The following is a 21,523-nucleotide window of genomic DNA, read 5'->3' as shown; positions in this document are numbered from 1 at the left end:
ACTACCTTGCCCTAAGCAGGCGCACCGCGTTCAGCTTCAATGTCCTACCTTTGGCGGCCCGCCCGGCGGCGGTTTTTCTGAAAGTTATGTATTCCTTCCTGACCACCGGAAACTGGCCCGATTACGAGTTGTTGGATGCCGGCAATTTTGAAAAGCTCGAACGTTTTGGTCGCTACATCCTGGCGCGGCCCGAGCCTCAAGCCATTTGGGACCCGCACCTGCCCGCCAGCGAATGGCAGCGCGCCCACGCCACCTTCACGCGCGAAAAAGGCAGCCAAGAGCGCGGCCAATGGAAGCTGAAGCCCGGCATGCCCGAGCAATGGATCATCAACTACGACCAAGCCGGCCTGCGCCTGCGCTTCCGGCTGGGGCTGTCGTCGTTTAAGCACGTCGGGCTGTTTCCGGAACAAGACCCCAACTGGCAGTTTATTTATGAGCAAACCAAACGACGCCAAGCCACCGCCCCGCGCGTGCTAAACATGTTTGCCTATACGGGCGCCGCCACGCTGGCGGCCCGAGCCGCCGGCGCCGACGTAACGCACCTCGACTCGGTGAAGCAAGTCAACTTCTGGGCCCGCGACAACATGGAAGCCAGCAACCTCGACGGCGTGCGTTGGCTCGTGGAAGACGCCATGAAATACGTGCGGCGCGAAGTAAAGCGCGGCAGCAAATACCAAGGCCTCATCCTCGATCCGCCCGCTTACGGCCGCGGCCCCAACGGCGAGAAATGGCAGTTGGAAGATGAGCTAAACGAAATGCTCAAACTCTGCAAAGAGCTGCTTGACCCCGAGGATCATTTCTTTCTGATCAACCTGTATTCGCTTGGTTTCTCGGCGCTGATCCTGGAAAACCTCGTTTCCGAAATCTTCCCTCAAAGCCAAGGCCAGCGCGAAATCGGCGAAATATACCTGCACGACCAAGGGCAGCGCAAGTTGCCGCTGGGCACCTTCTGCCGGTTCAGCACGGGCGGGTAGCGCCGCTCAGCAACTTTTGACCGGACGTAACGGGCTTATAATCAATGTATTGATTATAAGCCCGTTACGTTGCCCGCAGCCAACACTTGTTAAGCTTCATATCCTTTCCATATTGTAGGTTCTTATCTACTGCCACAAGCCCCGCCTCCCAGCTATGACGACGAAACATAAACGCCTCGCCCTCATCGACATGGGTACCAATACGTTCCACCTGCTGATTGTGGAGCTGCCGGAAGCCCGGCACACCGAGCCGGCGGTGCTGCTGCGTACCAAAATTGGGGTAAAGCTGGGCGAAGGCGGCATCAGCCGGGGCGAGATCGCGCCGGAAGCCTACACGCGGGCGCTGCACACGCTGGCGGCTTTTCAGGAGGAAATCGAGCTGCATCAGGCAACGGAAGTGCGCGCCACGGCCACCAGCGCCGTACGCAGCGCCAGCAACGGGCCGGAGCTGGTGAAGGATATTTTTGAGCAAACGGGCATCAAGGTCGATGTCATTCCGGGCGAGCGCGAAGCCGAATTGATCTGCCAAGGCATCCGGACGGCGGTGCCGCTGGGCCCGCAGCCCCATCTGCTCATGGACATTGGGGGCGGCAGCGTGGAGTTTATCATTGCCGACGAGGTTACCATCTTCTGGAAGCGAAGCTTTGAGATCGGGGCGCAGCGCTTGCTGGATATGTTTTTCCACCAAGATCCGCTCCTGCCCGCCGATGTACAGGCCGAACAAGAATACCTGGCCACGGTGCTGGAGCCGCTTGCGGCGGCGGTGAAGCAGTACAAGCCGGTTGGACTAGTCGGGGCGTCGGGCACCTTCGATACGCTTGGCGACTTGCAGGCGGCTCGCGCCGGCGCCGAGCGCGGCCCCAATATTCCGCCCGAAACCACCATCACAGTCGAGAGCTTTTACCTGAGCTACGAGCAACTGCTGCACAGCACCCACGAACAACGCCTAAGCATGCCCGGCATGACGCCACTGCGGGCCGACATGATTGTGGTGGCCTGCGTTCTGATCGACTACGTGCTGAAGGCTTATGGCTTTACGAGCATCCGCGCGTCGGCTTTTGCCTTGAAGGAAGGACTACTGGCTGAAATCCTGAATAAGAACAACAGTTATTGAAGATCAGCCAATTACATAAACACTTGACCATAAAGTATTTAATGTAATAAACATTTAACATTTTGCTGCGTGCTTTTTCCCTACAATACCTTATTCGCCTTCACGGAGTCTGTGTTTAAAAGCATCGGCTGCCCCGATGCCGACGCCACCCTCGCAACAGAAACCCTGCTTGCGGCCGATCTGCGGGGCATCGATTCGCATGGCGTGGCCCGGCTCATCGGCTACGTGCGGCTGTGGGAAGCGGGGCGCATCAACCCCACCCCGCGCGTAGGCGTGGTGTACGAAACGCCGAGTACGGCCGTCGTGGACGGCGATGGCGGGCTGGGCTTGGTTGTGGCACCCAAAGCCATGAACGTAGCCATCGAGAAAGCCCGGGTGGCGGGTACCGGGTGGGTTTCGGTGAAGAACTCTAACCACTTCGGTATTGCAGGCTACCACGCCATGAAAGCGCTGGCCCACGACATGATCGGAATGGCCATGACCAACGCCAGCCCGCTGGTGGCGCCCACTTACTCGCTCGATCGCTTGCTGGGTACCAACCCCATTGCGGTAGCGGTGCCGGCCGGCGATCAACCCGATTTTGTGGCCGACTTTGCCACCACTACGGCAGCCAATGGCAAGCTGGAAATGTTGCAGCGCAAGCAACTACCCGCTCCCATCGGCTGGATTCAGGACCGCGACGGCAACGTTTCGACCAACCCCAATGAGTTGAAAGACGGCGGGGCGCTGCTGCCGCTGGGCGGCGAAACCGGCTCTCACAAAGGCTATTGCTTGGGCAGCATCGTCGATATTTTCTCGGCCGTGCTGTCGGGAGCAAACTATGGGCCGTGGGTGCCGCCATTCGTAGCCTTCTTGCAGCCGCCCGCCGATCCGGTGGGGCAGGGCATTGGTCACTTCTTCGGCGCGATGCGGGTTGATGCTTTCCGCCCCGCCGCCGAGTTCAAAGCCCACATGGACAACTGGATCACCACGTTCCGCAACGCCAACGCCATCGAGGGCCATCGGGTGCTGATTCCCGGTGATCCGGAACGCGAGACGTCGCAACACCGCTTGCTCGATGGCATTCCGTTGCTGGAGCCGGTAGTGAAGGATCTGGAAACTGTAGGAAAGAAATTTGGTTTGTCGCTCTAGTCGGCATCAAACCTGCCTGCCGGATAAAGTAAAAAGCCCGGCCGCTATGTTGCGGCCGGGCTTTTTACTGGGTGTTATGTATATCTAGATCAGTTGGTTACTACCCAACACAGCCGTCATGGCCACGTCTTCGTTCAGGTATTTCGAAGAATACTCTGGGTTCGAACCGTTGAGATACAAACAGGTACCGCCGTTTACGGTATCAATAATCTGCTCATACTGGTCCATGGGCAGCGCTGGGCAGCCGAGGCTACGACCCAAGCGTCCGTACTGACGAATAAAATCTTCGCTCACGTAATCGGCGCCGTGCATGACCACCGACCGCTCTAGCGCGTTGGTATTGAATCCTTCGTCAACACCGTCCAGCTTAAGCGAACGGCCGTGCTTGCCACGATACTCGTCGCGCGTCACGTAAAAGCCCAGGCTGCTCATGTTCGACTCGTTCTCGTTTGAGAAGTTGGTCGCTACATTTTCGCCCGAGTTGTGCCCGTGGGCAACCAGCGTATGGAAGAGCACTTGCTTTTGGGCAAGGTCCAGCACCCACAGACGCTTTTCGGTGGAAGGCAGCTCAAAGTCAACGACTGTCAGCAACTGCTTGTCACCCAGCTTGTTATCCTGCTTCAGGTTGAGGTAGCCAGTCACGGCTTTTGCAAACACCTCGTACCGTAAGCCTTGGGCTTCTACATTGAGGTTGCGGTAAAGATCGTGCATGCGCTGGTCGAAAAACGACTCCTGCATTTGCTTCGCCGTCGGCATCTTCATCTCCACTCCTGTCGGATTAGCCATCGTCTTGCCCACGGGCGTCGCCAGGGGCGTTGCCATAAACAAGGAGGCTACAAAAGGCAGAAGACGCCGCATGGCTCGACGGGCACGGCGCTTGAGGCGCTGACGGTGAACTACATTTGGCTTTTCCATCTATCACGAATGTTTCAAGGCGTAAGAAAATACGGTTGGCCGCGCAGACCTAAACCGCTGAACGACTATACGTAACTCAAATGTCAGATGATGCAATCCTGACGGCTGGGAAAGCATTCAACATTTACAATGTATAATTAATTCCCTGTCTGAGAGGCTGACCGCGGCCTTTCACTTTATTTTGATCCAATAATTTTTTTATTTTTTCTCTCGCCTTCTCCGCAAAAAGCTTCGCTGCGCGAGCAACTTGGCTCTTACAAAATACTGATTAATAAATATTTATAGTCATTGAATATTTATAGTCATTGAATCAGGAAGAATAATTCAGTTGTTCATAATCGGGGCTCCGAAGTCGTCGGCCCCAGGCTTTTTCGGCTAAGAAAACACCCGCTCAACAGTCCAATATGCGGCAATCAGCCCGATGGCAACGGAGGCGGGCACTACCACGCGCGCTTTGTACCAAGGCTTCGCGCCCGCCCAGTAACCAACCAACAGCCAAGCCAGCACAATTACAGTGACCTGCCCCAGCTCGACGCCTATATTGAAGGAAACCAACGACTGAAAAAACAGCGCCCGCGGCAGCCCCAGTGAGGTCAGCGCGCTGGCGAAACCCATGCCGTGAATCAGACCAAAGCCAAAAACTACCGCAACTCGCCACGGATTCAGTCGGTCGGTGAAGATGTTTTCGAGGGCTACAAACAGGATAGATAAGGCAATAACCGGCTCCACGATGGCCGTGGGCGGGGTGATCAGCCCGTACAGGGCTAGCCCCAACGTGATGGAATGGGCCACGGTGAAAGCCGTAGCCTGCCAGAGCACTGGCTTGAGGCGGGGCTCCAGAAAGAAGATACTGAGTATAAACAATATATGATCGAGGCCCAAGGGCAGGATGTGCATGTAGCCGAGCTTGGTGTACGTCCAGATGATGTCGGCGCGCGAAAGCTTGCTCAGGTCTACGTCCAGTATATGTGCCGCTGCCACGTGGGGCAGCAGCATCGCTACAGCCAACGGGAAAGTTAAACGGCTCATAGCGAATGAGTTGCGAGTAAACATGATGATCCGCGCCGAAAATCAGTTAGTGGCTAACAGCTTCTTGCCTTCGTCGGCCAAGTCTATATTTAGGAAGGGGTTGATAGCCAGCGCCTTACGAATCAGGCGTTGGCCTTCGTCCGGCTGGCCACTTTTGCTTGCAATCAGCCCGGCACGACAGAGCAGCACCGGGTTTTGCGAGTTGGTTCGCAATGCCCTACGAATCAGAGCGTTGGCTTGCCCGTATTCTCCGCGCTTATAGTGTACCCAAGCCAGGGTTTCCTCGACGTCGATGTTATCGGGGCGGCGGTCGTACTCGATTTTGGCATGTTCTAGGGCCTGATCCAACTCATGAGTTTTGAGGTAGGCATACGCCAGTTCGCGGTCGGCGTAGTGGCCCATTAGCTCGTTGTTGTCAGCATCTTTGGCAGCCGCAGCCAACATCCTGATGGATTCCTGAGCCATTGCATGGGCCTTATCCGGCTCGTGGTTAAGCAGGTAGAGATCGGCCAGCTCGTCGGCGAAAGCGAAGTCCTGCACTGTAGCGCGGGCCTTGCGGAAATAGTCGATGGCAGCCGGATAGTTTTGGCGGGCCTTTTCGATGCGGCCCAGGCCGGCCAGCGCATAGGCATAGTACGGCCGTGTCATCAGCGCATGCTGGTAGCAGTCCTCGGCTTGGGGCAACTGGCCCATAGTTTCGTACAGATGGCCTAGCGCAACGCGGGCCCATTCGGTTTGTTCAAGGCCCTGATAACCGGCCTTTACGGCCATATCCATTGCTTCGATAGCGCCAGGCAGATCGCCGTAGATCTCGCGCAGATATGATACGCGCGAATACGCCCGCAAATCGGGCCGCACCTGATTCATCTTGTCGGCCATCCGGACGGCCTCCGGGTAACGCCCCAGCTCCACGTTGGCATCGCACAGCAGCCCATAGACAAAGGCGTTGTCGCGATTAATCTCGGCGGCACGTTGGGCTACCTCTAGGCCCTGCGAGAAGTGGTGCTGTGTTAGGCACAAAGAGGCTTTGCAGCACAGAGCTTCGAAGTTTTGAGGCTCTTTAGCCAGTGTTTCGTTAAGCAGCTGCATCGCGGCCATGTCGTAATACAGGTGGTCGCCCGTGATGCGAGCTTCCTGCATGTATGCCTCGGCCAGCAGCACTTTAGCCTTGATGTCGTCGGGGTTGGCGCGCAGCCTGGCCATCAGTCCTCCGATGGCGTTTTTGGTATTGAGCCATTCGCCGCCCGCGGCCAAGTCGCCGTGGCGCTCCTTTAGCATCGGTATGGGTTGGGGCCTGCGGAACACAAACAGCGCCGCCACCGCCGCTCCGAACAGCACCAATAGGCTGACAGACAGATATTTGCGAAAAATACACACGACTAGAAGCAAGCCAAAGCGGAGCCGAACCTAAGTTTCAGGTTCAGCCCCTTGTTCGCGACAAGCAATAACAACCGTTAGCGCTGGTGCACCAGCTTGACGGATTGCAGCACAGTTTTGCCGGTCGAAACCGTGGCAACATACACGCCGGCTCCCAGCTTATCGGCCCGCCAAGTGAAGTCATACGCACCCGGCTTATGCATTTTGTCTTTCATTACGGTGGCAATCAACCTACCCGTCATATCGCTGATCGTCAGCGTCAATGGCCCTTTCACGCCAACTTCGTAGTGAAATGTAGTCTGATCGGTAAAAGGGTTCGGATAGTTCTGAGCCACTCTGACCGGCGCGGGCTGCAAATTCAGGCCCGACGCAGTGCGCTGCGATGTGACTGTAGCCTGCACTTTGGTGCCAGACCACGGCGATTGCTCGTACGGAAAAGCTGTTTTGAAAAGGGTGTCGTTCTTCTCGACATTCGTCGTAAAGGCGATTTCGCTGCCCAAGCGCGCATTGTCTTCAAATGGGAACCCAATGACTGCCAGCACGATACCGCCCACGGCCTGCAACTCGATGCGCGTAACGTCGTCTTCCAGCCGGCGCCCGTTTGGAAAGCCGTCCATGTTCGGAATGAATTCTAGGTTGGGGCTATCCTTGTATGGCGACACCGTCAGGCCCAGCACCGCAGCAGCCAACAACCCTTCTGAGCTGAAAGCGGCCGAGTTGCGGGACGTAGTGGGCACGGCCATATTTAGCCGTAGCATGTCGCCACCTACACTGCCGCCCGCCAAAGGGTTGCCATCAATTAAGGGTAAGAAGTTATTAATGAATGGTTTGCCAGGTGAAAGGGGATTGCCGACCGCTTTGCCCGTAGACAGCTGATAGGGCGGCAGGTTCGGGACGCCGGTGTGAAAGATAGGCAGTAGGTCGACTGAGCGAGGCTTGCCCGTCCGCAGCAGGTATTCCCCGAAGCCACCGTCCGCTACGCGGGCGAAGGCAGTGCTTGCCGTGGCCGTGCTGCCCAAGAGGGCCGATACCCCATTCTTGGTGTTGGCAAAGTCGTAGCCAGTTGGGTTGGTAGTCGTAACCAAGGTGGCCCGCTGAATGCGCAAGGGAGCAAGGCCCGGCACAGCGGTGCCGTAATACCCAGCGCCTTCGGCTGTATACAGACCCAACTCCGGATTGGACAGGTAGTCTTCCGTAACGGGGTTCTCGTTGTAGGGGGTTTTGGCGTTCCAAGCATCCTTGGAGCCAACAGGATTGATCACCTCATTTAGCAGGGGCATGCCCAGGCGTGACACCTGCACCCAGTCGCCGGTGTGGGTTTGGGTACCATCAGCGTTGAGGGTGCGTAACGCCGGACGGCTGGCCGAAGCCCACACCCCGATAATATAGTCGCTATCCAGAATATTGGCTGCCGCTGCTCCGGTTTTGCCTGCCTTCTGCAAAGTCGAAATTGGAATCTGCATCGCGATGGTGTGGGTGTTCTTTCTGGCCAACCCATCGCGTGCGCTTCCAGCCACCCGCACACCGCCTATATCGAAGATGCTGCCTAGGTCGGTGAAGAACGGGTCGTCGACTGGGCCGCAAAACACCTTCATCGTGCCCACCGTTTGTATAGCATTGGTTATCAATGCATTATAATCAGCAGCACCTAAGCCCGCCGCGCCAGATATGGAGCGTGGACCTATGTTGGTGGGCGGCACTGGGCCCGCAGGTATCAGCGTAGTAAATGAGGCCCCACCGTTCAGGCTTTGCTCCAGCTTGTAGGTTGCTTTGAGGTTTTGCTTGCCCAGCCGGATGTTGAAGAACGTACTGGGGTCTTCGTTGGTGCGAGTGAAGGTGAAGCGGTAGGTGATATCGTCCTTGTTTACATCGCTGCTCTTGCCATTTTTGATGTGAATCTCGTAGCGCACGTTCTCGCCGAAGTTGTTGAAGTTAGGACCACCCTGTGGCAGCTCCAGCGGAATGTAGTTGGCGATGATGTTGATCATTTCCGCGTTGTTAGGGTCGCGGAAAGCGTACAGGTCGGTGTTGTCGGCTAACGGATCGTCGGCAATCAACGGAGCTTCGCGGTGGCTTGAAGCCTCCACGCGGGGGTGTTGTCCGCCCCAAGCCAGTGCACCCGCGATTGCTATAGCTGCGCCAAGCGACACACGAAACACTGGCAGGGTAAAGAGCTTTACCATGACAATAAAAGGGCTGAAGAAATAACGAATACAAACGCGATCAGCACATTCACCCAGCTGCCGAACGATACAGATCGGCCAGCGGTACATAGCGGCAGGTATGCGGCGACAAAAGCAGACCTAATGGCAGAGCGAAGCAGGCAAATTCAGAAGCTGAACCGGCAACCCGGTCGGCTTGTACAGGAGGCGCAACCTTGGCTTTGAGTCCCACGCGTACACAGCTGAACTCAACAGCCTATCGTGTATATTCAGAATATAATATACAATATTTTAACCTGGTTTCGATGCAAAGCGCCGGTATCCGGTCCGGCTTTTTCAGGCCCCGGCTTTTCTTCGTTACTTTTGCGCTCTCGGAGCGGTTTGGCAGTATCAGCTGTTCTATTACTGTCTCATCCATGCGGCGCCCCTGCGGCGCGGCTAGTACTCTGTTATGGCTAAAGTCGCAATCAACCTCTCTACCGGGAGCATTCAGCAGGAAGAAATCATTGTGGGCATCGACTTGGGCACCACCAACAGCCTGGTCGCTTACATCCATCCGGATGGCCGGTACCCAGTCGCGATCAACGATCAGGGCCGGGGCACGATCGTGCCTTCCGTGGTGTACTTCTCGCCCGACGGCAGCGAGCCCCTTGTAGGCAACGACGCCAAAGAATACCTCCTGACCGATCCGCACAACACCATTTACTCGGTGAAGCGCCTGCTGGGCAAATCCTACAAGGACTTGGGCACGCACGCCGAGCAGTTTGGCTATAAGATCATCGACGACAACACGGAAGGCTTGGTCAAAATCCGGGTTGGCGACCGCTTCTACTCCCCTATTGAGCTTTCAGCAGAAATCCTGAAGGAACTGCGGACCCGGGCCGAGCATGCGCTCAAAACACCCGTCAACCGCGCCGTAATTACGGTGCCGGCGTATTTCAACGATTCGCAGCGCCAAGCTACCCGCGACGCCGGCCGGCTGGCGGGCCTTGAAGTGCTCCGCATCGTTAACGAACCCACTGCCGCCGCGCTGGCCTATGGCATCGGCCTTAGTCCGGATGAAGAGAAAACCGTGGCGGTATACGACCTCGGCGGCGGCACTTTCGACATCAGTATTCTGCGCATTCAGCAGGGGATTTTTGAAGTCCTCAGTACAAACGGCGACACGTTTCTGGGTGGCGACGACCTCGACCGAGCCATAATTGACTACTGGACAAGCGATTATGGATTAGCCACTGCTCTCCACGATAATCAGGCTGGTCAGCAACAGCTTCGCTTGCTGGCTGAGCAAGCCAAGCGGCACTTAAGCGAGCACGACGATTTTCTGGCGGTATTCAACGGCAATGAGCTTCCGCTCACAAAGGAGAAGTTTAACGCCCTGATTCAGCCCTTGGTCGATCGCACCATTGCTTCGTGCCGCCAAGCGCTGGCCGATGCTAAGCTCACCGCCCAAGACCTGGATGCTGTGCTGTTAGTAGGCGGTTCTACTCGCGTGCCGCTTGTGTACGACAGCGTTTCGGCATTCTTTCAACAACCCGCTAACAACTCCCTCAACCCCGACGAAGTAGTGGCCCTGGGAGCGGCTATTCAGGCCGACATTTTGGCGGGCAATCGCCGCGACGTCCTCCTTTTGGACGTAACGCCGCTCACGCTCGGCATCGAAACCATGGGGGGCCTAATGGACCCTATCATCCCGCGTAATTCCAAGATTCCTACCAAAGCCGGGCGCCAATACACGACGAGCGTCGACGGACAAGTCAATCTGAAAATCTCGGTTTATCAGGGCGAACGGGATTTGGTAAAAGAGAACCGCAAGCTGGCCGAGTTTGATCTGCGCGGCATTCCGGCCATGCCGGCGGGCTTGCCCAAAGTAGACGTGAACTTCATTCTCAATGCCGACGGCATTCTGAAAGTTGAAGCGATCGAATTGCGCTCTAATACGCGGCAGGCCGTTGAAATCAAGCCCCAATACGGCCTCACCGACGAGCAAGTAGAGCAGATGCTCATGGATTCGCTGATACACGCCAAGGAAGACGTAGCAGCCCGCATGGTAGTGGAGGCCCGCACCGTAGCCGAGCAGATGGTGTATCAGGTGGAGCGCTTTGTCGATAAGAATTCTCAGTACCTCACCGAAGACGAAATCACCCAGACTGCGGCTTACTCGCAAAACTTAAAGGATGCCCTCGCGACCAACGACAAGGATACCATCTTGAAAGCTGTCGATGAGCTTGAGGAACTCACTCGCCCCTTTGCCGAGCGCGTGATGAATATTTCCATCAAGCAAGCTATGGCCGGCAAGAAAATCGAGTAGGTGCTTTTGATTTGATAGCAAGCGCAAGCCCCGTGTATAAGTGATTGACAATCAGATACTTATACACGGGGCTTGCGCTTGCAGCCTACTTGCTTGTTGTCTGTAATGCGGGAATCATGCCGAAGCTAAGCACGCGCGTAGCGGTCGAATCGCGGAACGTTACGTCGAGCTGTACTTTGGGCACGGAATTCAGCGTATCGTTTTTGAACAGGAAGGAGTAGAAAAAGCGTGCGTTGCCGCTGTCTTCGATCCGTACGCCCAGCTTATAGAGATCAATGGGTTGTCCGTAGCGACGTCCCTGTTCGTGCAAAGGTAAAGCCGCCGACCGAAACTGCGCTGGAGATACCGCTGCAACCACTTCTGGTGCGAGCAAGGCATACGCCTTGGGATAATCCCCGCGCAAAATGGCCATCAGAAACTGCCGAGCCACCTGCACTTGCGAGGGCTGCGAAGCCGCAACAGGCAATACTAGCAAAATACAGAGCAAGGCCGTGAGCATTAGACCTTTGTGGCGTTTGCGTAATACTCCGCGGGGCGTGTGTGACGTCGTAGTCATTGGCAGTCTGTATCAAAAACAAAGCCACGGACGGCTGTCCGTGGCTTTCGTAATTATGGTGAGTAAGCCGTTATTCGGCTTCTTTCGGCACTAAGACGAATACATCTTCGCCAGGCCGTTTCATGATATATTTCTCGCGGGCAAATTTTTCGAGGAGTTCCGGACTGCTCAGCAGTTCGGCGCGGTCCTTTTTTACCTTCTCAATTTCTTGCAGGTAATATTCTTTCTGTCCTTGCAGCTCGTGCCACTTGTCGTACATGTCGTACTGCTTCACGAAGTCGTTGGCATCGAACACAAACATCCACAACAGGAAACCAGCTCCGGTCAGGAAGTAGAAACTGCGCAGAAAGCGGGGAATACGATCAAAGACATCAACTGCTCGCATAATGCCAAAGATAGCAAAAGGGCCGGCCCTGCGTAGCAGAGTCGGCCCTTTTTCATAGTGCAGGCAACTATTGCCTACATTTTCTTGCCAGGAAAGTAAGCTACCTCGCCCAGCTCTTCTTCGATGCGAAGAAGCTGGTTGTACTTAGCCATACGGTCGGAGCGCGATGCGGAGCCCGTCTTAATCTGGCCCGTATTCAAAGCCACTGCCAAGTCAGCAATGGTATTGTCCTCCGTTTCGCCCGAGCGGTGCGACATGATGCTCTTGTACCCATTGCGACGGCCTAGGTTAACGGCGTCGATGGTTTCGGTCAGCGTACCGATCTGGTTTACTTTGATTAGGATGGCATTGGCAATCTTCTCGTCGATGCCACGCTGCAAGCGGGTTACGTTCGTCACAAACAGGTCATCGCCTACCAGCTGTACCTTCGAGCCAATGCTATCGGTGAGTTGTTTCCAACCGCTCCAGTCGTCTTCGTCCATGCCATCCTCAATGCTGATGATGGGGTATTTATTGGCCCAGTCCTGCCAGAAAGAAGCCATTTCCGAAGAAGTCAGCTTGTCACCAGTGCTCTTTTTGAAGTGGTAATGGCCGTTTTCATAGAACTCTGATGTGGCAGCATCCATAGCGATCATCACATCATCGCCCGGCTTGTACCCAGCCGTTTCGATAGCCTGCAATACCACCTTAATAGCTTCCTCGTTCGACTTGATGTTGGGGGCAAAGCCACCTTCGTCACCTACGTTGGTGCTAAGTCCTTGCTTCTTGAGAACGTTTTTAAGGTGGTGAAAAATTTCCGTACCCCAACGCAAAGCTTCTGAAAAAGAAGGTGCCCCTACGGGCATAATCATGAATTCCTGGAAATCAATGGAGTTATCGGCATGAGAACCACCGTTGAGAATGTTCATCATCGGTACTGGCATAGTAGTAGCACCTACACCGCCCACGTAACGATACAAAGGCATACCCGCTTCCTGAGCTGCCGCACGAGCTATCGCCAACGAAGCTCCCAGAATAGCATTGGCCCCGAGGTTAGCCTTATTGGGAGTACCATCCAACTCCAGCATTATCTTATCGAGCAGTCCTTGCTCAAATACCGAAAACCCAACGAGTTCCTCGGCGATTTTACTGTTCACATTCTCTACGGCGTTGAGAACGCCCTTACCCATGAATTTCGACTTGTCGTCATCCCGCAACTCAACGGCTTCGTGTTTGCCAGTAGAAGCGCCTGATGGCACTGCTGCACGCCCTACTACGCCATTTTCAGTGGTTACATCCACTTCCACAGTAGGGTTACCGCGTGAATCAAAAATTTGACGGGCATGAATGGCTGAGATAATGCTCATGTTGAGAAAGAATGAGGTGAAAGATGAAGGTTATAGTTCAGACAGCATTGGTTTCTTGCTACGTAGAAACTGCCGTTTCGAGGGCAGTAAGGTACTCATTTCCGATTTGCCGCCCTTTGTATAACGCAAAATCGCAGTTCAAGAAATGGTAGAAACAAAAAGGACGTGCTGTGAGGCACGTCCTTTTTGTTTGAATGTGATTATGTAGACTAAGAAGCAGCTTCTTCGTCGGCAGCCTTCGCTTCATCACGAGTTTCCTCATTATGCAAAGTGGTGGTAGCTGTATCTTCTGGAGCAGAAGTTTCAACCACAGCAGCAGGAGCTACTGCTTCACCAGCTGGAGCAGCTTCGGTGGTAGCCGAGGCCTTCTTACGACCGCGTGAACGGCGAGTTGTAGCCTTAGCTTCGCTCGCAGTTTTTGCTTCCAACATCGTTTCGTTGTAATCAACCAACTCAATGATGCACATCTCGGCGTTGTCGCCAAGACGATTCTCGCTTAGCTTCAAAATACGAGTATAGCCACCCGGGCGATTAGCAATTTTAGCTGCTACGTTACCAAACAGCTCTTTTATCGATTCTTTGTTCTGAAGAGTCGAGAATACTAAACGACGCGAATGGGTGGTGTCGTTTTTCGATTTGGTAAGCAGGGGCTCTACAAACTTGCGCAGAGCTTTAGCTTTTGCTACTGTCGTTGAAATACGCTTGTGCAGAATCAACGAAGAAGCCATGTTCGACAGCATGGCGTTGCGGTGTGCAGCGGTGCGGCCTAAGTGATTAATTGTTTTACCGTGTCTCATGGTGTTGTACTAAATGTAAAATGTATGCTTGCATGTTGCGACCACGGCGGATGACAAAAAGGTTGTCATCACATTAGAACCGCAACATCTTGGGCATAACGATTAAGAAATGCTTAAAAACAAAGTGCTGATTATCAGTTGGTTACCACAGTTTAACTGTAGCAATCAACTGATAATCAGCACACAATACTAATCTTCTTCGAGCTTGTATTTGCCCAAATCCATTCCGAAGGTTAAGCCCTTTTCTTCCACTAGATTTTCTAGTTCAGTCAAAGACTTCTTACCAAAGTTACGGAACTTCATCATGTCGCTCATATCCAACTGTACCAAGTCCCCAAGGGTCTTGATATCCGCAGCTTTGAGGCAGTTGTAAGCACGTACTGACAAATCCATATCCGCAAGAGGCGTCTTTAGGACTTTGCGCATATGTAGCGTCTCCTCATCTACGGTCTCCTCCTCTTCAGCCTTGGCTGTTTCAAAGGTCATCGTGTTGTCCGAAAACAACATGAAGTGTTGGATCAGGATGTTAGCAGCGCCTTTTAGTGCTTCTTCAGGATGAATTGAACCATCCGTCTGAATTTCAATCAGCAGCTTTTCGTAGTCAGTTTTCTGTTCTACCCGAGTATTTTCAATGCTGTACTTCACATTCTTTATAGGCGTGAAGATGGCGTCAATTGCAATCTGGCCGAAAACCTGATCAGCAGGCTTATTTTCTTCCGCAGGTACGTAACCACGACCCTTCTGAAGAGTAAACTCAAATTCCAGTTCGATGCTAGGATCTACATTGCAGATTACCAATTCTGGGTTCAAAACCTGAAACCCGTTGGTAAACTTATCGATATCACCGGCTGTGAATGTTTCCTGACCTTTAACGCGAACCGTGATCTTATCTTCGATAGCATCGCTTACTTTCTTGAAGCGAACCATCTTCAGGTTCAGAATGATTTCGGACATATCCTCGATCACCCCTTCGATGGTCGAAAATTCGTGCAATACGCTAGGTGTGCGGACAGACGTAATGGCGTAGCCCTCCAGCGACGACAGCAGGATTCGGCGTAATGCATTGCCGATCGTGACGCCGTAGCCTTTCTCCAGCGGTTTAAATTCAAATGTTCCGTAGAAGTCGTCGGATTTCTCCATCACAACTTTCTCCGGCATCTGAAAAGCTAAGATTGACATAAGTGGGGCGTTAAATATTCAACAAGGAAAAAACGAAGAAAAGGCCCAATATCTATTGGGCTCGTTATTACTTCGAGTAAAGCTCTACGATGAGCTGTTCCGTGATTTTCTCAGGGATCAGTTCGCGTGAGGGAGCGTTCAAGAACTTGCCTATCATTTCCTTGCCATCCCACTCTAACCAAGAGAAAGCACGCGCATTGCGAGCGCTTAAGCTCGTAGTGATAGCTTCAAGCGACTTCGACTTCTCACGTACGCCGACTATATCGCCAGCGCGCAACTTATAAGAGGCAATGTTAACTACCTCACCGTTAACAGTGATATGCTTGTGCAATACAAGTTGACGGGCTGCACGGCGAGTAGGAGCTACGCCAAGACGATAAACCGTATTATCAAGACGTGACTCTAGCAAAGCCAGCAAGTTGTCACCTGTAATGCCAGGTAAAGTTGCTGCTTTATGGAACAGGTTTTCAAACTGTTTTTCAAGCACACCATACATGTACTTCACTTTTTGCTTCTCCATCAACTGGATAGCATACTCCGACTGCTTTTTGCGGCGGCCACGGCCATGTTGACCCGGAGGATAATTCTTTTTGTTAAGCGCTTTGCTTGGACCGAAAATCGGCTCTGCGAAGCGACGAGCGATTTTGGTTTTTGGACCGGTATAACGTGCCATTTCAGGGATATTGAGTTTTGAAGGGGTTGAACTAGACGTGTCGGGCCTCTTGGATGTAACATACAATTTAATGTAAGCCACATCAGAAACCCGACACCTTGGGCAAACCCACCTGCTCAGCAGGTAGTTCACCAGTTCATTATATCAGACGCGACGACGCTTAGGTGGGCGGCAGCCGTTGTGCGGCAACGGCGTTACGTCGCGGATGGTAGTTACCTCAATGCCCACGTTTTGAAGTGTACGGATTGCTGACTCACGGCCAGCACCTGGACCTTTTACAAAAACTTCAGCCTTCCGCATGCCCAGGTCATGGGCCACTTTCGCGCAATCTGTAGCAGCCATCTGAGCTGCATATGGGGTATTCTTTTTAGAACCCCTGAATCCCATCTTACCAGCAGAGGCCCAAGAAATTACTTGGCCATTGTTGTTGGTAATAGAGATAATAATATTGTTGAATGAAGCCTTGATGTGTACTTGACCTACTTGCTCAACTACAACAACGCGCTTTTTGGCTTTGTCTTTTCTCTTTTGTGCCATTTAGTTATCGCGAAACCACGGAAGTTGTTGGCTCCATGTTATTAACAAGAGCCGATTCCCGCTACAGTTTATTTAGTAGCCTTCTTCTTATTGGCAACGGTTTTCCGTTTGCCTTTGCGCGTACGAGAATTATTCTTAGTACGCTGGCCACGAACGGGGAGGCCTTTGCGGTGGCGCAAACCACGGTAGCAACCAATGTCCATCAAACGTTTGATGTTCAATTGTACTTCCGAACGCAAAACGCCTTCAGTCTTGTGTTCTGCAGCAATTATGCTACGGATTTCACCAGCCTCAGCTTCCGTCCAGTCTTTCACTTTCTTGTTCAGATCAACGCCAGCTTGATTCAGAATTTTCTGAGCTGCAGAACGACCGATGCCGAAAATGTAGGTTAACGCGATTTCACCGCGCTTGTTATCTGGGATGTCTACCCCTGCAATACGAGCCATGTGCTTTTTAAAAAGTCTGGTGCTACTAACCCTGACGTTGCTTATAACGTGGGTTCTTTTTGTTGATGACGTAAAGCTTGCCTTTGCGGCGAATTACTTTACAGTCAACGCTGCGCTTCTTTACGGACGCTTTGACTTTCATGTCGTCGGGTTATTTGTAACGATAAACAATTCGGCCTTTTGACAAGTCATAGGGCGACATTTCTAGCTTCACCTTGTCCCCCGGCAGGATTTTGATATAATGCATTCGCATCTTGCCTGAAATGTGAGCAACGACTTGGTGTCCATTTTCCAGTTCAACACGAAACATCGCATTAGAAAGGGCTTCTAGAATCGTACCGTCCTGCTCAATGGAGGATTGTTTTGCCATATGGCTACTGTAAGGCTTTTTCTATGTATTCGAAAGACGTCAGAATTTCAGCTTTGTCTTTACGTACTACTACTGTATGTTCAAAGTGAGCTGAAGGCTTGTTGTCCTTAGTACGAATGGTCCAACCGTCTTTCTCTTGAACAACATTTTTAGTCCCTAGATTCACCATTGGCTCAATTGCAATCACAAGTCCTGTTTGCAACTTAAGTCCTGAACCACGTTTACCATAGTTCGGAACCTCAGGACGTTCATGAAGCTTCTCACCAATTCCATGGCCGACTAACTCGCGTACTACTCCATAACCTTGTTTTTCAACATGATTCTGAATTGCGAAACTTACATCGCCCATCCTATTACCTGCTACCGCTTGCTCGATACCAACGTAAAGTGATTTTTTGGTTTCCTCCAGTAACTTTAATACTTCAGGTGCCACCTCCCCTACTGGGTAAGTGTAAGCGCTATCGGAATGATAGCCGTTGTAAAAAACCCCTGCATCAACTGAAATTATATCACCGCTTTTCAAAGTATAATCACTAGGAAAACCGTGTACTACTACAGAATTAGGAGATATGCAAAGGCTAAAAGGAAAGTCATTGTAACCTTTAAAAGAAGGTTGAGCGCCGTGGTCCCGAATGAATTCTTCAGCACGCTGGTCAAGCTGTCGAGTAGTAACTCCTTCTTTTATCATGCCCGCCACTTCTCCGTGGGCTTGAGCCAGAATTTTTGCACTTACTCGAATAAGCTCTATTTCTTCTTCGGTCTTATAGACTATCATATTTAAGAAGCCATCGCAATATTTTGCGTACGGCCCTTGAGTTTACCAGACTTCATCATTCCATCGTAGTGACGCATTAGCAGGTAGCTTTCAACCTGATTTAATGTATCCAAAACTACGCCTACCATGATGATTAAAGATGTACCACCGTAAAAAGCTGAGAATGGTCTTGTTACACCTGTTAATAAAGCTAAAGCAGGGAAAATAGCAATCAAAGCAAGGGCAACAGCACCTGGTAAGGTGATACGAGTTAATATTTCGTCAATGTATTCAGAAGTATCACGGCCTGGCTTAACACCAGGTACAAAACCACCGCTACGCTTTAGATCGTCTGCAATTTGGTTAGGGTTGACACTAATTGCTGTGTAGAAATAAGTAAAGACTATAATAAGCAGACCAAATACAAGGTTATACTGCCATGAAGTGTAATCTGAAAACTTAACGCCAATATAGCTAGCAGTATCACTATCATTCTGCCATATGGAAGCTACAATAGCAGGAACAAACATCAACGATTGAGCGAAAATAATGGGCATTACCCCCGCAGCATTAACCTTCATCGGTATAAATTGCCGTTGTGCATTTAACTGTGTAGCACTACCAATCTGTTTCGCATACTGCACAGGAATTCGGCGAACCGCTTGAGTCAAGACTATAACAGCCATAACTACTAAAAACAGCACTACTAATTCAATCAAGAAGATCAAAGAACCACGCATACCTTTAGCAGCAGCTTCTCCAATAATGGCACCAGGAAGCCGCGACACTATCCCGATCATAATGATCATGGATATACCGTTACCTATGCCCTTGTCAGTGATTTTTTCGCCAAGCCACATACAAAACAGAGTCCCAGCGGTGATGATAATCATCGTTGAGAATGTGAAGAAAGGCCCAGGATTAATAATAGCTTCAGCATTGATCGTAGCTATAAAACCGATCGACTGAGCCATTACAATTGGGATGGTCAGAATACGTGTATATTGGTTGATCTTCTTACGTCCTGATTCCCCCTCTTTCTGGAGCTTTTGGAAATAAGGAACTGCTATCGTTAATAGCTGTAAAACGATAGAAGCCGAGATATAAGGCATAATGCCCAATGCAAAGATTGAAGCATGACTAAAGGCTCCTCCTAGCAAAGTATCAAGTATGCCGAATAGTCCCTGAGCGCCCTGTTTCAGCCGGGTAGGGTCTACGCCGGGTAATACAACGTAAGAACCCAGCCGATATATGGCAATGAAAAAAAGCGTATTGAGAATCCGCGCACGCAGATCCTCAATCGCAAAAATGTTCTTAATCGTTGTGATGAACTTGTTCATTGCCTTTTAGGCTTACAGCGTCACAGCTTTACCTCCTACTTTCTCAATAGCTTCAACAGCAGACTTTGAGAAAGCATGGGCATGTACTTCTAAAGCAGTAGTGATTTCACCACGACCTAAGATTTTAATTTTGGTATTTTTTGATACTAAGCCAGCTTTCACAAAATAGGCAGCATCCATAATTGTGGAAGAGCTATCTTTTTCGTTTAAATCAGCTAGTACATCAATGTTTATGCCCTTGTACTCAATACGGTTGATATTTTTGAAACCGAATTTAGGTACACGGCGCTGCAATGGCATTTGGCCGCCTTCGAATCCTGATTTCTTTGAATAACCCGAGCGAGATTTCTGTCCTTTGTGACCGCGCGTCGATGTACCACCGCGGCCTGAACCCGTACCACGGCCCAAACGCTTGTTATTGCGAACTGAGCCTTCGGCAGGTTGGAGATTACTGAGATTCATGTTGATGCGTCCTAGAGTTCAGTTACTTCTAATAGGTGCTGTACTTTAGCCACCATTCCAGCAACTTGCGGAGTATTCTCAACTTCCGTTTCGCTACCAATTTTGCCTAGGCCTAGAGCCTTGACGGTACGCTTTTGACGCTCAGGGCGGTCAATAACGCTTTTTATAAGTTTAATCTTGATCTGCGTCATCTCTACTTAGCCGTTGAAAACACGCTGAAGACTAATCCCACGTTGCTGAGCAATAGTCATCGGATCTCGCATTTTGCTTAAAGCATCGAAAGTTGCCTTGACAACATTGTGAGGGTTTGAAGATCCCTTCGATTTCGCAAGGACATCTTTAATACCAGCACTTTCAAAAACAGCCCGCATAGCTCCACCGGCAATTACGCCAGTACCAGCCGCTGCAGGTTGTACTAAAACAAAACCGCCTGAATACTTACCCTCCATAGCATGTGGAACAGTATGCTTATATAAAGGAACCTTTACAAGGTTCTTTTTTGCATCATCTATTCCTTTAGCAATAGCATCAGTAACTTCGTTGGCTTTGCCAAGACCGAATCCCACAGTGCCATTACCATCGCCAACCACAACGATTGCAGAAAAGCTAAAGCGACGACCACCTTTTACCACTTTGGCTACACGGTTGATCGCCACAACCTTTTCTTTTAGGTCTGTGTCTGTGGCGCGCACTACTTGTTTATCCCGGTTATTACCTCGGTTATCTTGCGACATACTTTTAGAAATTGAGTCCGCCTTCGCGGGCTCCTTCTGCCAATGATTTAACACGACCATGGTAGAGATAACCGGAACGGTCAAATACCACTTTCGTAATGCCTTTTTCCTGAGCACGGGAGGCAAGTTCTTTGCCTACAGCGGCAGCGAGGGCTACTCCGTTGCCCCCATCCACCGAAACGTGCTTTGAGGAAGCAGCTACCAATGTATGCCCAACAGTATCATCTATAATTTGAGCATAAATGCCCGTATTACTACGAAATACTGATAGACGTGGGCGCTCGGACGTGCCAGCCACCTTTGTGCGGATAATGCGCTGGATCCGTTTTCTTCTTGTTGCTTTATCGAAAGCCATGATGCAAAATTATTTCGAAGCCGTTTTACCAGCTTTGCGACGAATTTGCTCACCCACAAAGCGTACACCTTTGCCTTTATAAGGCTCAACTTTACGTAGTGAGCGAATCTTGGCAGCTACTTGACCTAACAATTGCTTGTCAATACTCGTCAAAGTGACTATCGGATTCTTACCTTTCTCAGTAACGGCAGTAGCAGTTACCTCCTTAGGAAGGGCCAAGAAAATATTATGAGAATATCCAAGTGACAACTCAAGTGTAGTGCCAGCCATAGAGGCTTTGTAGCCTACGCCAACAAGTTCCAATTGCTCAGTAAAGCCGTTGCTTACACCATTGACCATATTATTGATCAATGAACGGTACAAACCGTGCATGGCTTTATGACGCTTTTGTTCAGTTGGGCGTTCTACCACCAATTGACCATCATTTGCAGACACAATGATATCACGGTCCACTGGAGTAGATAAGGTACCTTTAGGGCCCTTTACTATGATTTCATTTTCCTTGCTGATCTCGACCTGAACATTGGTCGGCAAGCTAATCGGCAGTTTACCAATACGTGACATAGTTTAGTTCCT

The 21,523-nt window shown here is 51.4% G+C and carries 25 protein-coding genes; 4 read left to right on the top strand and 21 right to left on the bottom strand.

The features are described 5' to 3' along the window. The first annotated feature begins 86 nt into the window (after window positions 1-86). The 3 genes from FHG12_RS11920 to FHG12_RS11910 all read left to right on the top strand — a co-directional run bounded on the left by FHG12_RS11920 (window position 87) and on the right by FHG12_RS11910 (window position 3,219). The gene (locus FHG12_RS11920) at window positions 87-974 is read left to right on the top strand and encodes a class I SAM-dependent methyltransferase (protein WP_139515940.1); all 888 of its coding nucleotides are present in this window, start codon (window positions 87-89) and stop codon (window positions 972-974) included. A 154-nt stretch (window positions 975-1,128) separates the two neighbouring features. Further along, window positions 1,129-2,088, top strand: coding sequence for a Ppx/GppA phosphatase family protein (locus FHG12_RS11915; RefSeq protein ID WP_139515939.1), 960 nt, complete (start codon window positions 1,129-1,131; stop codon window positions 2,086-2,088). A 69-nt stretch (window positions 2,089-2,157) separates the two neighbouring features. Continuing rightward, the gene (locus tag FHG12_RS11910) at window positions 2,158-3,219 is read left to right on the top strand and encodes an Ldh family oxidoreductase (protein ID WP_139515938.1); all 1,062 of its coding nucleotides are present in this window, start codon (window positions 2,158-2,160) and stop codon (window positions 3,217-3,219) included. A gap of 84 nt (window positions 3,220-3,303) precedes the next feature. Here FHG12_RS11910 and FHG12_RS11905 read toward each other — a convergent pair whose 3' ends face one another. From FHG12_RS11905 to FHG12_RS11890, 4 genes are all read right to left on the bottom strand, one after another. Then, window positions 3,304-4,041 (bottom strand): murein L,D-transpeptidase catalytic domain family protein, encoded by a 738-nt coding sequence (locus tag FHG12_RS11905; RefSeq protein WP_230471101.1) that lies wholly within the window; start codon window positions 4,039-4,041, stop codon window positions 3,304-3,306. A 468-nt stretch (window positions 4,042-4,509) separates the two neighbouring features. Beyond that, the gene (locus FHG12_RS11900) at window positions 4,510-5,163 is read right to left on the bottom strand and encodes a HupE/UreJ family protein (RefSeq protein ID WP_139515936.1); all 654 of its coding nucleotides are present in this window, start codon (window positions 5,161-5,163) and stop codon (window positions 4,510-4,512) included. A gap of 42 nt (window positions 5,164-5,205) precedes the next feature. Then, window positions 5,206-6,540, bottom strand: a complete 1,335-nt coding sequence (locus FHG12_RS11895) for a tetratricopeptide repeat protein (RefSeq protein WP_139515935.1) — start codon at window positions 6,538-6,540, stop codon at window positions 5,206-5,208. Between the two features lie 77 nt (window positions 6,541-6,617). Next, window positions 6,618-8,723 (bottom strand): DUF4331 domain-containing protein, encoded by a 2,106-nt coding sequence (locus FHG12_RS11890; protein ID WP_139515934.1) that lies wholly within the window; start codon window positions 8,721-8,723, stop codon window positions 6,618-6,620. A 430-nt stretch (window positions 8,724-9,153) separates the two neighbouring features. Here FHG12_RS11890 and hscA point away from each other — a divergent pair, with 430 nt between their 5' ends. Beyond that, the gene (hscA, locus tag FHG12_RS11885) at window positions 9,154-11,013 is read left to right on the top strand and encodes a Fe-S protein assembly chaperone HscA (protein ID WP_139515933.1); all 1,860 of its coding nucleotides are present in this window, start codon (window positions 9,154-9,156) and stop codon (window positions 11,011-11,013) included. A gap of 85 nt (window positions 11,014-11,098) precedes the next feature. Here hscA and FHG12_RS11880 read toward each other — a convergent pair whose 3' ends face one another. The 17 genes from FHG12_RS11880 to rplF form a co-directional block, all read right to left on the bottom strand. Next, window positions 11,099-11,569, bottom strand: coding sequence for a hypothetical protein (locus FHG12_RS11880; protein ID WP_139515932.1), 471 nt, complete (start codon window positions 11,567-11,569; stop codon window positions 11,099-11,101). A gap of 70 nt (window positions 11,570-11,639) precedes the next feature. Continuing rightward, window positions 11,640-11,954: an FtsB family cell division protein gene (locus FHG12_RS11875; protein WP_139515931.1), complete on the bottom strand. Its 315-nt coding sequence runs from the start codon at window positions 11,952-11,954 to the stop codon at window positions 11,640-11,642. Window positions 11,955-12,028: 74 nt separating this feature from the next. Further along, window positions 12,029-13,300, bottom strand: coding sequence for a phosphopyruvate hydratase (eno, locus tag FHG12_RS11870; RefSeq protein WP_139515930.1), 1,272 nt, complete (start codon window positions 13,298-13,300; stop codon window positions 12,029-12,031). 209 nt (window positions 13,301-13,509) lie between these two features. Next, complete coding sequence (gene rplQ, locus FHG12_RS11865) at window positions 13,510-14,097, bottom strand: 50S ribosomal protein L17 (protein WP_139515929.1); 588 nt, start codon at window positions 14,095-14,097, stop codon at window positions 13,510-13,512. 189 nt (window positions 14,098-14,286) lie between these two features. After that, complete coding sequence (locus tag FHG12_RS11860) at window positions 14,287-15,276, bottom strand: DNA-directed RNA polymerase subunit alpha (RefSeq protein ID WP_139515928.1); 990 nt, start codon at window positions 15,274-15,276, stop codon at window positions 14,287-14,289. 67 nt (window positions 15,277-15,343) lie between these two features. Further along, window positions 15,344-15,949, bottom strand: coding sequence for a 30S ribosomal protein S4 (gene rpsD / locus FHG12_RS11855; RefSeq protein WP_139515927.1), 606 nt, complete (start codon window positions 15,947-15,949; stop codon window positions 15,344-15,346). Between the two features lie 144 nt (window positions 15,950-16,093). Then, on the bottom strand, window positions 16,094-16,486 hold the full coding sequence (gene rpsK, locus FHG12_RS11850) for a 30S ribosomal protein S11 (RefSeq protein WP_139515926.1): 393 nt from the start codon (window positions 16,484-16,486) through the stop codon (window positions 16,094-16,096). A gap of 68 nt (window positions 16,487-16,554) precedes the next feature. Continuing rightward, complete coding sequence (gene rpsM, locus FHG12_RS11845) at window positions 16,555-16,932, bottom strand: 30S ribosomal protein S13 (protein WP_139515925.1); 378 nt, start codon at window positions 16,930-16,932, stop codon at window positions 16,555-16,557. Window positions 16,933-16,957: 25 nt separating this feature from the next. After that, window positions 16,958-17,074 carry a 50S ribosomal protein L36 gene (gene rpmJ, locus FHG12_RS11840; RefSeq protein WP_071890035.1) on the bottom strand — a complete coding sequence of 39 codons (117 nt, stop codon included), beginning with the start codon at window positions 17,072-17,074 and terminating at the stop codon, window positions 16,958-16,960. Between the two features lie 9 nt (window positions 17,075-17,083). Next, window positions 17,084-17,302 carry a translation initiation factor IF-1 gene (gene infA, locus FHG12_RS11835; RefSeq protein ID WP_139515924.1) on the bottom strand — a complete coding sequence of 73 codons (219 nt, stop codon included), beginning with the start codon at window positions 17,300-17,302 and terminating at the stop codon, window positions 17,084-17,086. 4 nt (window positions 17,303-17,306) lie between these two features. Beyond that, on the bottom strand, window positions 17,307-18,077 hold the full coding sequence (gene map / locus FHG12_RS11830; RefSeq protein WP_139515923.1) for a type I methionyl aminopeptidase: 771 nt from the start codon (window positions 18,075-18,077) through the stop codon (window positions 17,307-17,309). A 2-nt stretch (window positions 18,078-18,079) separates the two neighbouring features. Next, the gene (gene secY / locus FHG12_RS11825; protein WP_139515922.1) at window positions 18,080-19,396 is read right to left on the bottom strand and encodes a preprotein translocase subunit SecY; all 1,317 of its coding nucleotides are present in this window, start codon (window positions 19,394-19,396) and stop codon (window positions 18,080-18,082) included. Window positions 19,397-19,408: 12 nt separating this feature from the next. Then, complete coding sequence (gene rplO, locus FHG12_RS11820) at window positions 19,409-19,858, bottom strand: 50S ribosomal protein L15 (protein WP_139515921.1); 450 nt, start codon at window positions 19,856-19,858, stop codon at window positions 19,409-19,411. An 11-nt stretch (window positions 19,859-19,869) separates the two neighbouring features. Further along, the gene (rpmD, locus tag FHG12_RS11815; protein WP_139515920.1) at window positions 19,870-20,049 is read right to left on the bottom strand and encodes a 50S ribosomal protein L30; all 180 of its coding nucleotides are present in this window, start codon (window positions 20,047-20,049) and stop codon (window positions 19,870-19,872) included. A gap of 6 nt (window positions 20,050-20,055) precedes the next feature. Further along, window positions 20,056-20,592: a 30S ribosomal protein S5 gene (gene rpsE, locus FHG12_RS11810; RefSeq protein WP_139515919.1), complete on the bottom strand. Its 537-nt coding sequence runs from the start codon at window positions 20,590-20,592 to the stop codon at window positions 20,056-20,058. A gap of 4 nt (window positions 20,593-20,596) precedes the next feature. Beyond that, window positions 20,597-20,947 carry a 50S ribosomal protein L18 gene (rplR, locus tag FHG12_RS11805; protein ID WP_139515918.1) on the bottom strand — a complete coding sequence of 117 codons (351 nt, stop codon included), beginning with the start codon at window positions 20,945-20,947 and terminating at the stop codon, window positions 20,597-20,599. A 9-nt stretch (window positions 20,948-20,956) separates the two neighbouring features. Beyond that, the gene (gene rplF, locus FHG12_RS11800) at window positions 20,957-21,511 is read right to left on the bottom strand and encodes a 50S ribosomal protein L6 (protein ID WP_139515917.1); all 555 of its coding nucleotides are present in this window, start codon (window positions 21,509-21,511) and stop codon (window positions 20,957-20,959) included. Window positions 21,512-21,523: the final 12 nt, after the last annotated feature.

Source organism: Hymenobacter jejuensis (assembly GCF_006337165.1).
Taxonomy (GTDB): domain Bacteria; phylum Bacteroidota; class Bacteroidia; order Cytophagales; family Hymenobacteraceae; genus Hymenobacter; species Hymenobacter jejuensis.
The sequence above is the reverse complement of the archived record's forward strand: the minus strand, read 5'-3'. Positions and strand labels throughout refer to the sequence as shown.

Bases quoted from the DNA above. Each gene is read 5' to 3' on its own strand.
- FHG12_RS11920 (WP_139515940.1), top strand. From the start codon at position 87: ATGTATTCCTTCCTGACCACCGGAAACTGGCCCGATTACGAGTTGTTG.
- FHG12_RS11915 (WP_139515939.1), top strand. From the start codon at position 1,129: ATGACGACGAAACATAAACGCCTCGCCCTCATCGACATGGGTACCAAT.
- FHG12_RS11905 (WP_230471101.1), bottom strand. From the start codon at position 4,041: ATGGCAACGCCCCTGGCGACGCCCGTGGGCAAGACGATGGCTAATCCG.
- FHG12_RS11900 (WP_139515936.1), bottom strand. From the start codon at position 5,163: ATGAGCCGTTTAACTTTCCCGTTGGCTGTAGCGATGCTGCTGCCCCAC.
- FHG12_RS11890 (WP_139515934.1), bottom strand. From the start codon at position 8,723: ATGGTAAAGCTCTTTACCCTGCCAGTGTTTCGTGTGTCGCTTGGCGCA.
- hscA (WP_139515933.1), top strand. From the start codon at position 9,154: ATGGCTAAAGTCGCAATCAACCTCTCTACCGGGAGCATTCAGCAGGAA.
- FHG12_RS11880 (WP_139515932.1), bottom strand. From the start codon at position 11,569: ATGACTACGACGTCACACACGCCCCGCGGAGTATTACGCAAACGCCAC.
- FHG12_RS11875 (WP_139515931.1), bottom strand. From the start codon at position 11,954: ATGCGAGCAGTTGATGTCTTTGATCGTATTCCCCGCTTTCTGCGCAGT.
- eno (WP_139515930.1), bottom strand. From the start codon at position 13,300: ATGAGCATTATCTCAGCCATTCATGCCCGTCAAATTTTTGATTCACGC.
- rplQ (WP_139515929.1), bottom strand. From the start codon at position 14,097: ATGAGACACGGTAAAACAATTAATCACTTAGGCCGCACCGCTGCACAC.
- FHG12_RS11860 (WP_139515928.1), bottom strand. From the start codon at position 15,276: ATGTCAATCTTAGCTTTTCAGATGCCGGAGAAAGTTGTGATGGAGAAA.
- rpsD (WP_139515927.1), bottom strand. From the start codon at position 15,949: ATGGCACGTTATACCGGTCCAAAAACCAAAATCGCTCGTCGCTTCGCA.
- rpsK (WP_139515926.1), bottom strand. From the start codon at position 16,486: ATGGCACAAAAGAGAAAAGACAAAGCCAAAAAGCGCGTTGTTGTAGTT.
- rpsM (WP_139515925.1), bottom strand. From the start codon at position 16,932: ATGGCTCGTATTGCAGGGGTAGACATCCCAGATAACAAGCGCGGTGAA.
- rpmJ (WP_071890035.1), bottom strand. From the start codon at position 17,074: ATGAAAGTCAAAGCGTCCGTAAAGAAGCGCAGCGTTGACTGTAAAGTA.
- infA (WP_139515924.1), bottom strand. From the start codon at position 17,302: ATGGCAAAACAATCCTCCATTGAGCAGGACGGTACGATTCTAGAAGCC.
- map (WP_139515923.1), bottom strand. From the start codon at position 18,077: ATGATAGTCTATAAGACCGAAGAAGAAATAGAGCTTATTCGAGTAAGT.
- secY (WP_139515922.1), bottom strand. From the start codon at position 19,396: ATGAACAAGTTCATCACAACGATTAAGAACATTTTTGCGATTGAGGAT.
- rplO (WP_139515921.1), bottom strand. From the start codon at position 19,858: ATGAATCTCAGTAATCTCCAACCTGCCGAAGGCTCAGTTCGCAATAAC.
- rpmD (WP_139515920.1), bottom strand. From the start codon at position 20,049: ATGACGCAGATCAAGATTAAACTTATAAAAAGCGTTATTGACCGCCCT.
- rpsE (WP_139515919.1), bottom strand. From the start codon at position 20,592: ATGTCGCAAGATAACCGAGGTAATAACCGGGATAAACAAGTAGTGCGC.
- rplR (WP_139515918.1), bottom strand. From the start codon at position 20,947: ATGGCTTTCGATAAAGCAACAAGAAGAAAACGGATCCAGCGCATTATC.
- rplF (WP_139515917.1), bottom strand. From the start codon at position 21,511: ATGTCACGTATTGGTAAACTGCCGATTAGCTTGCCGACCAATGTTCAG.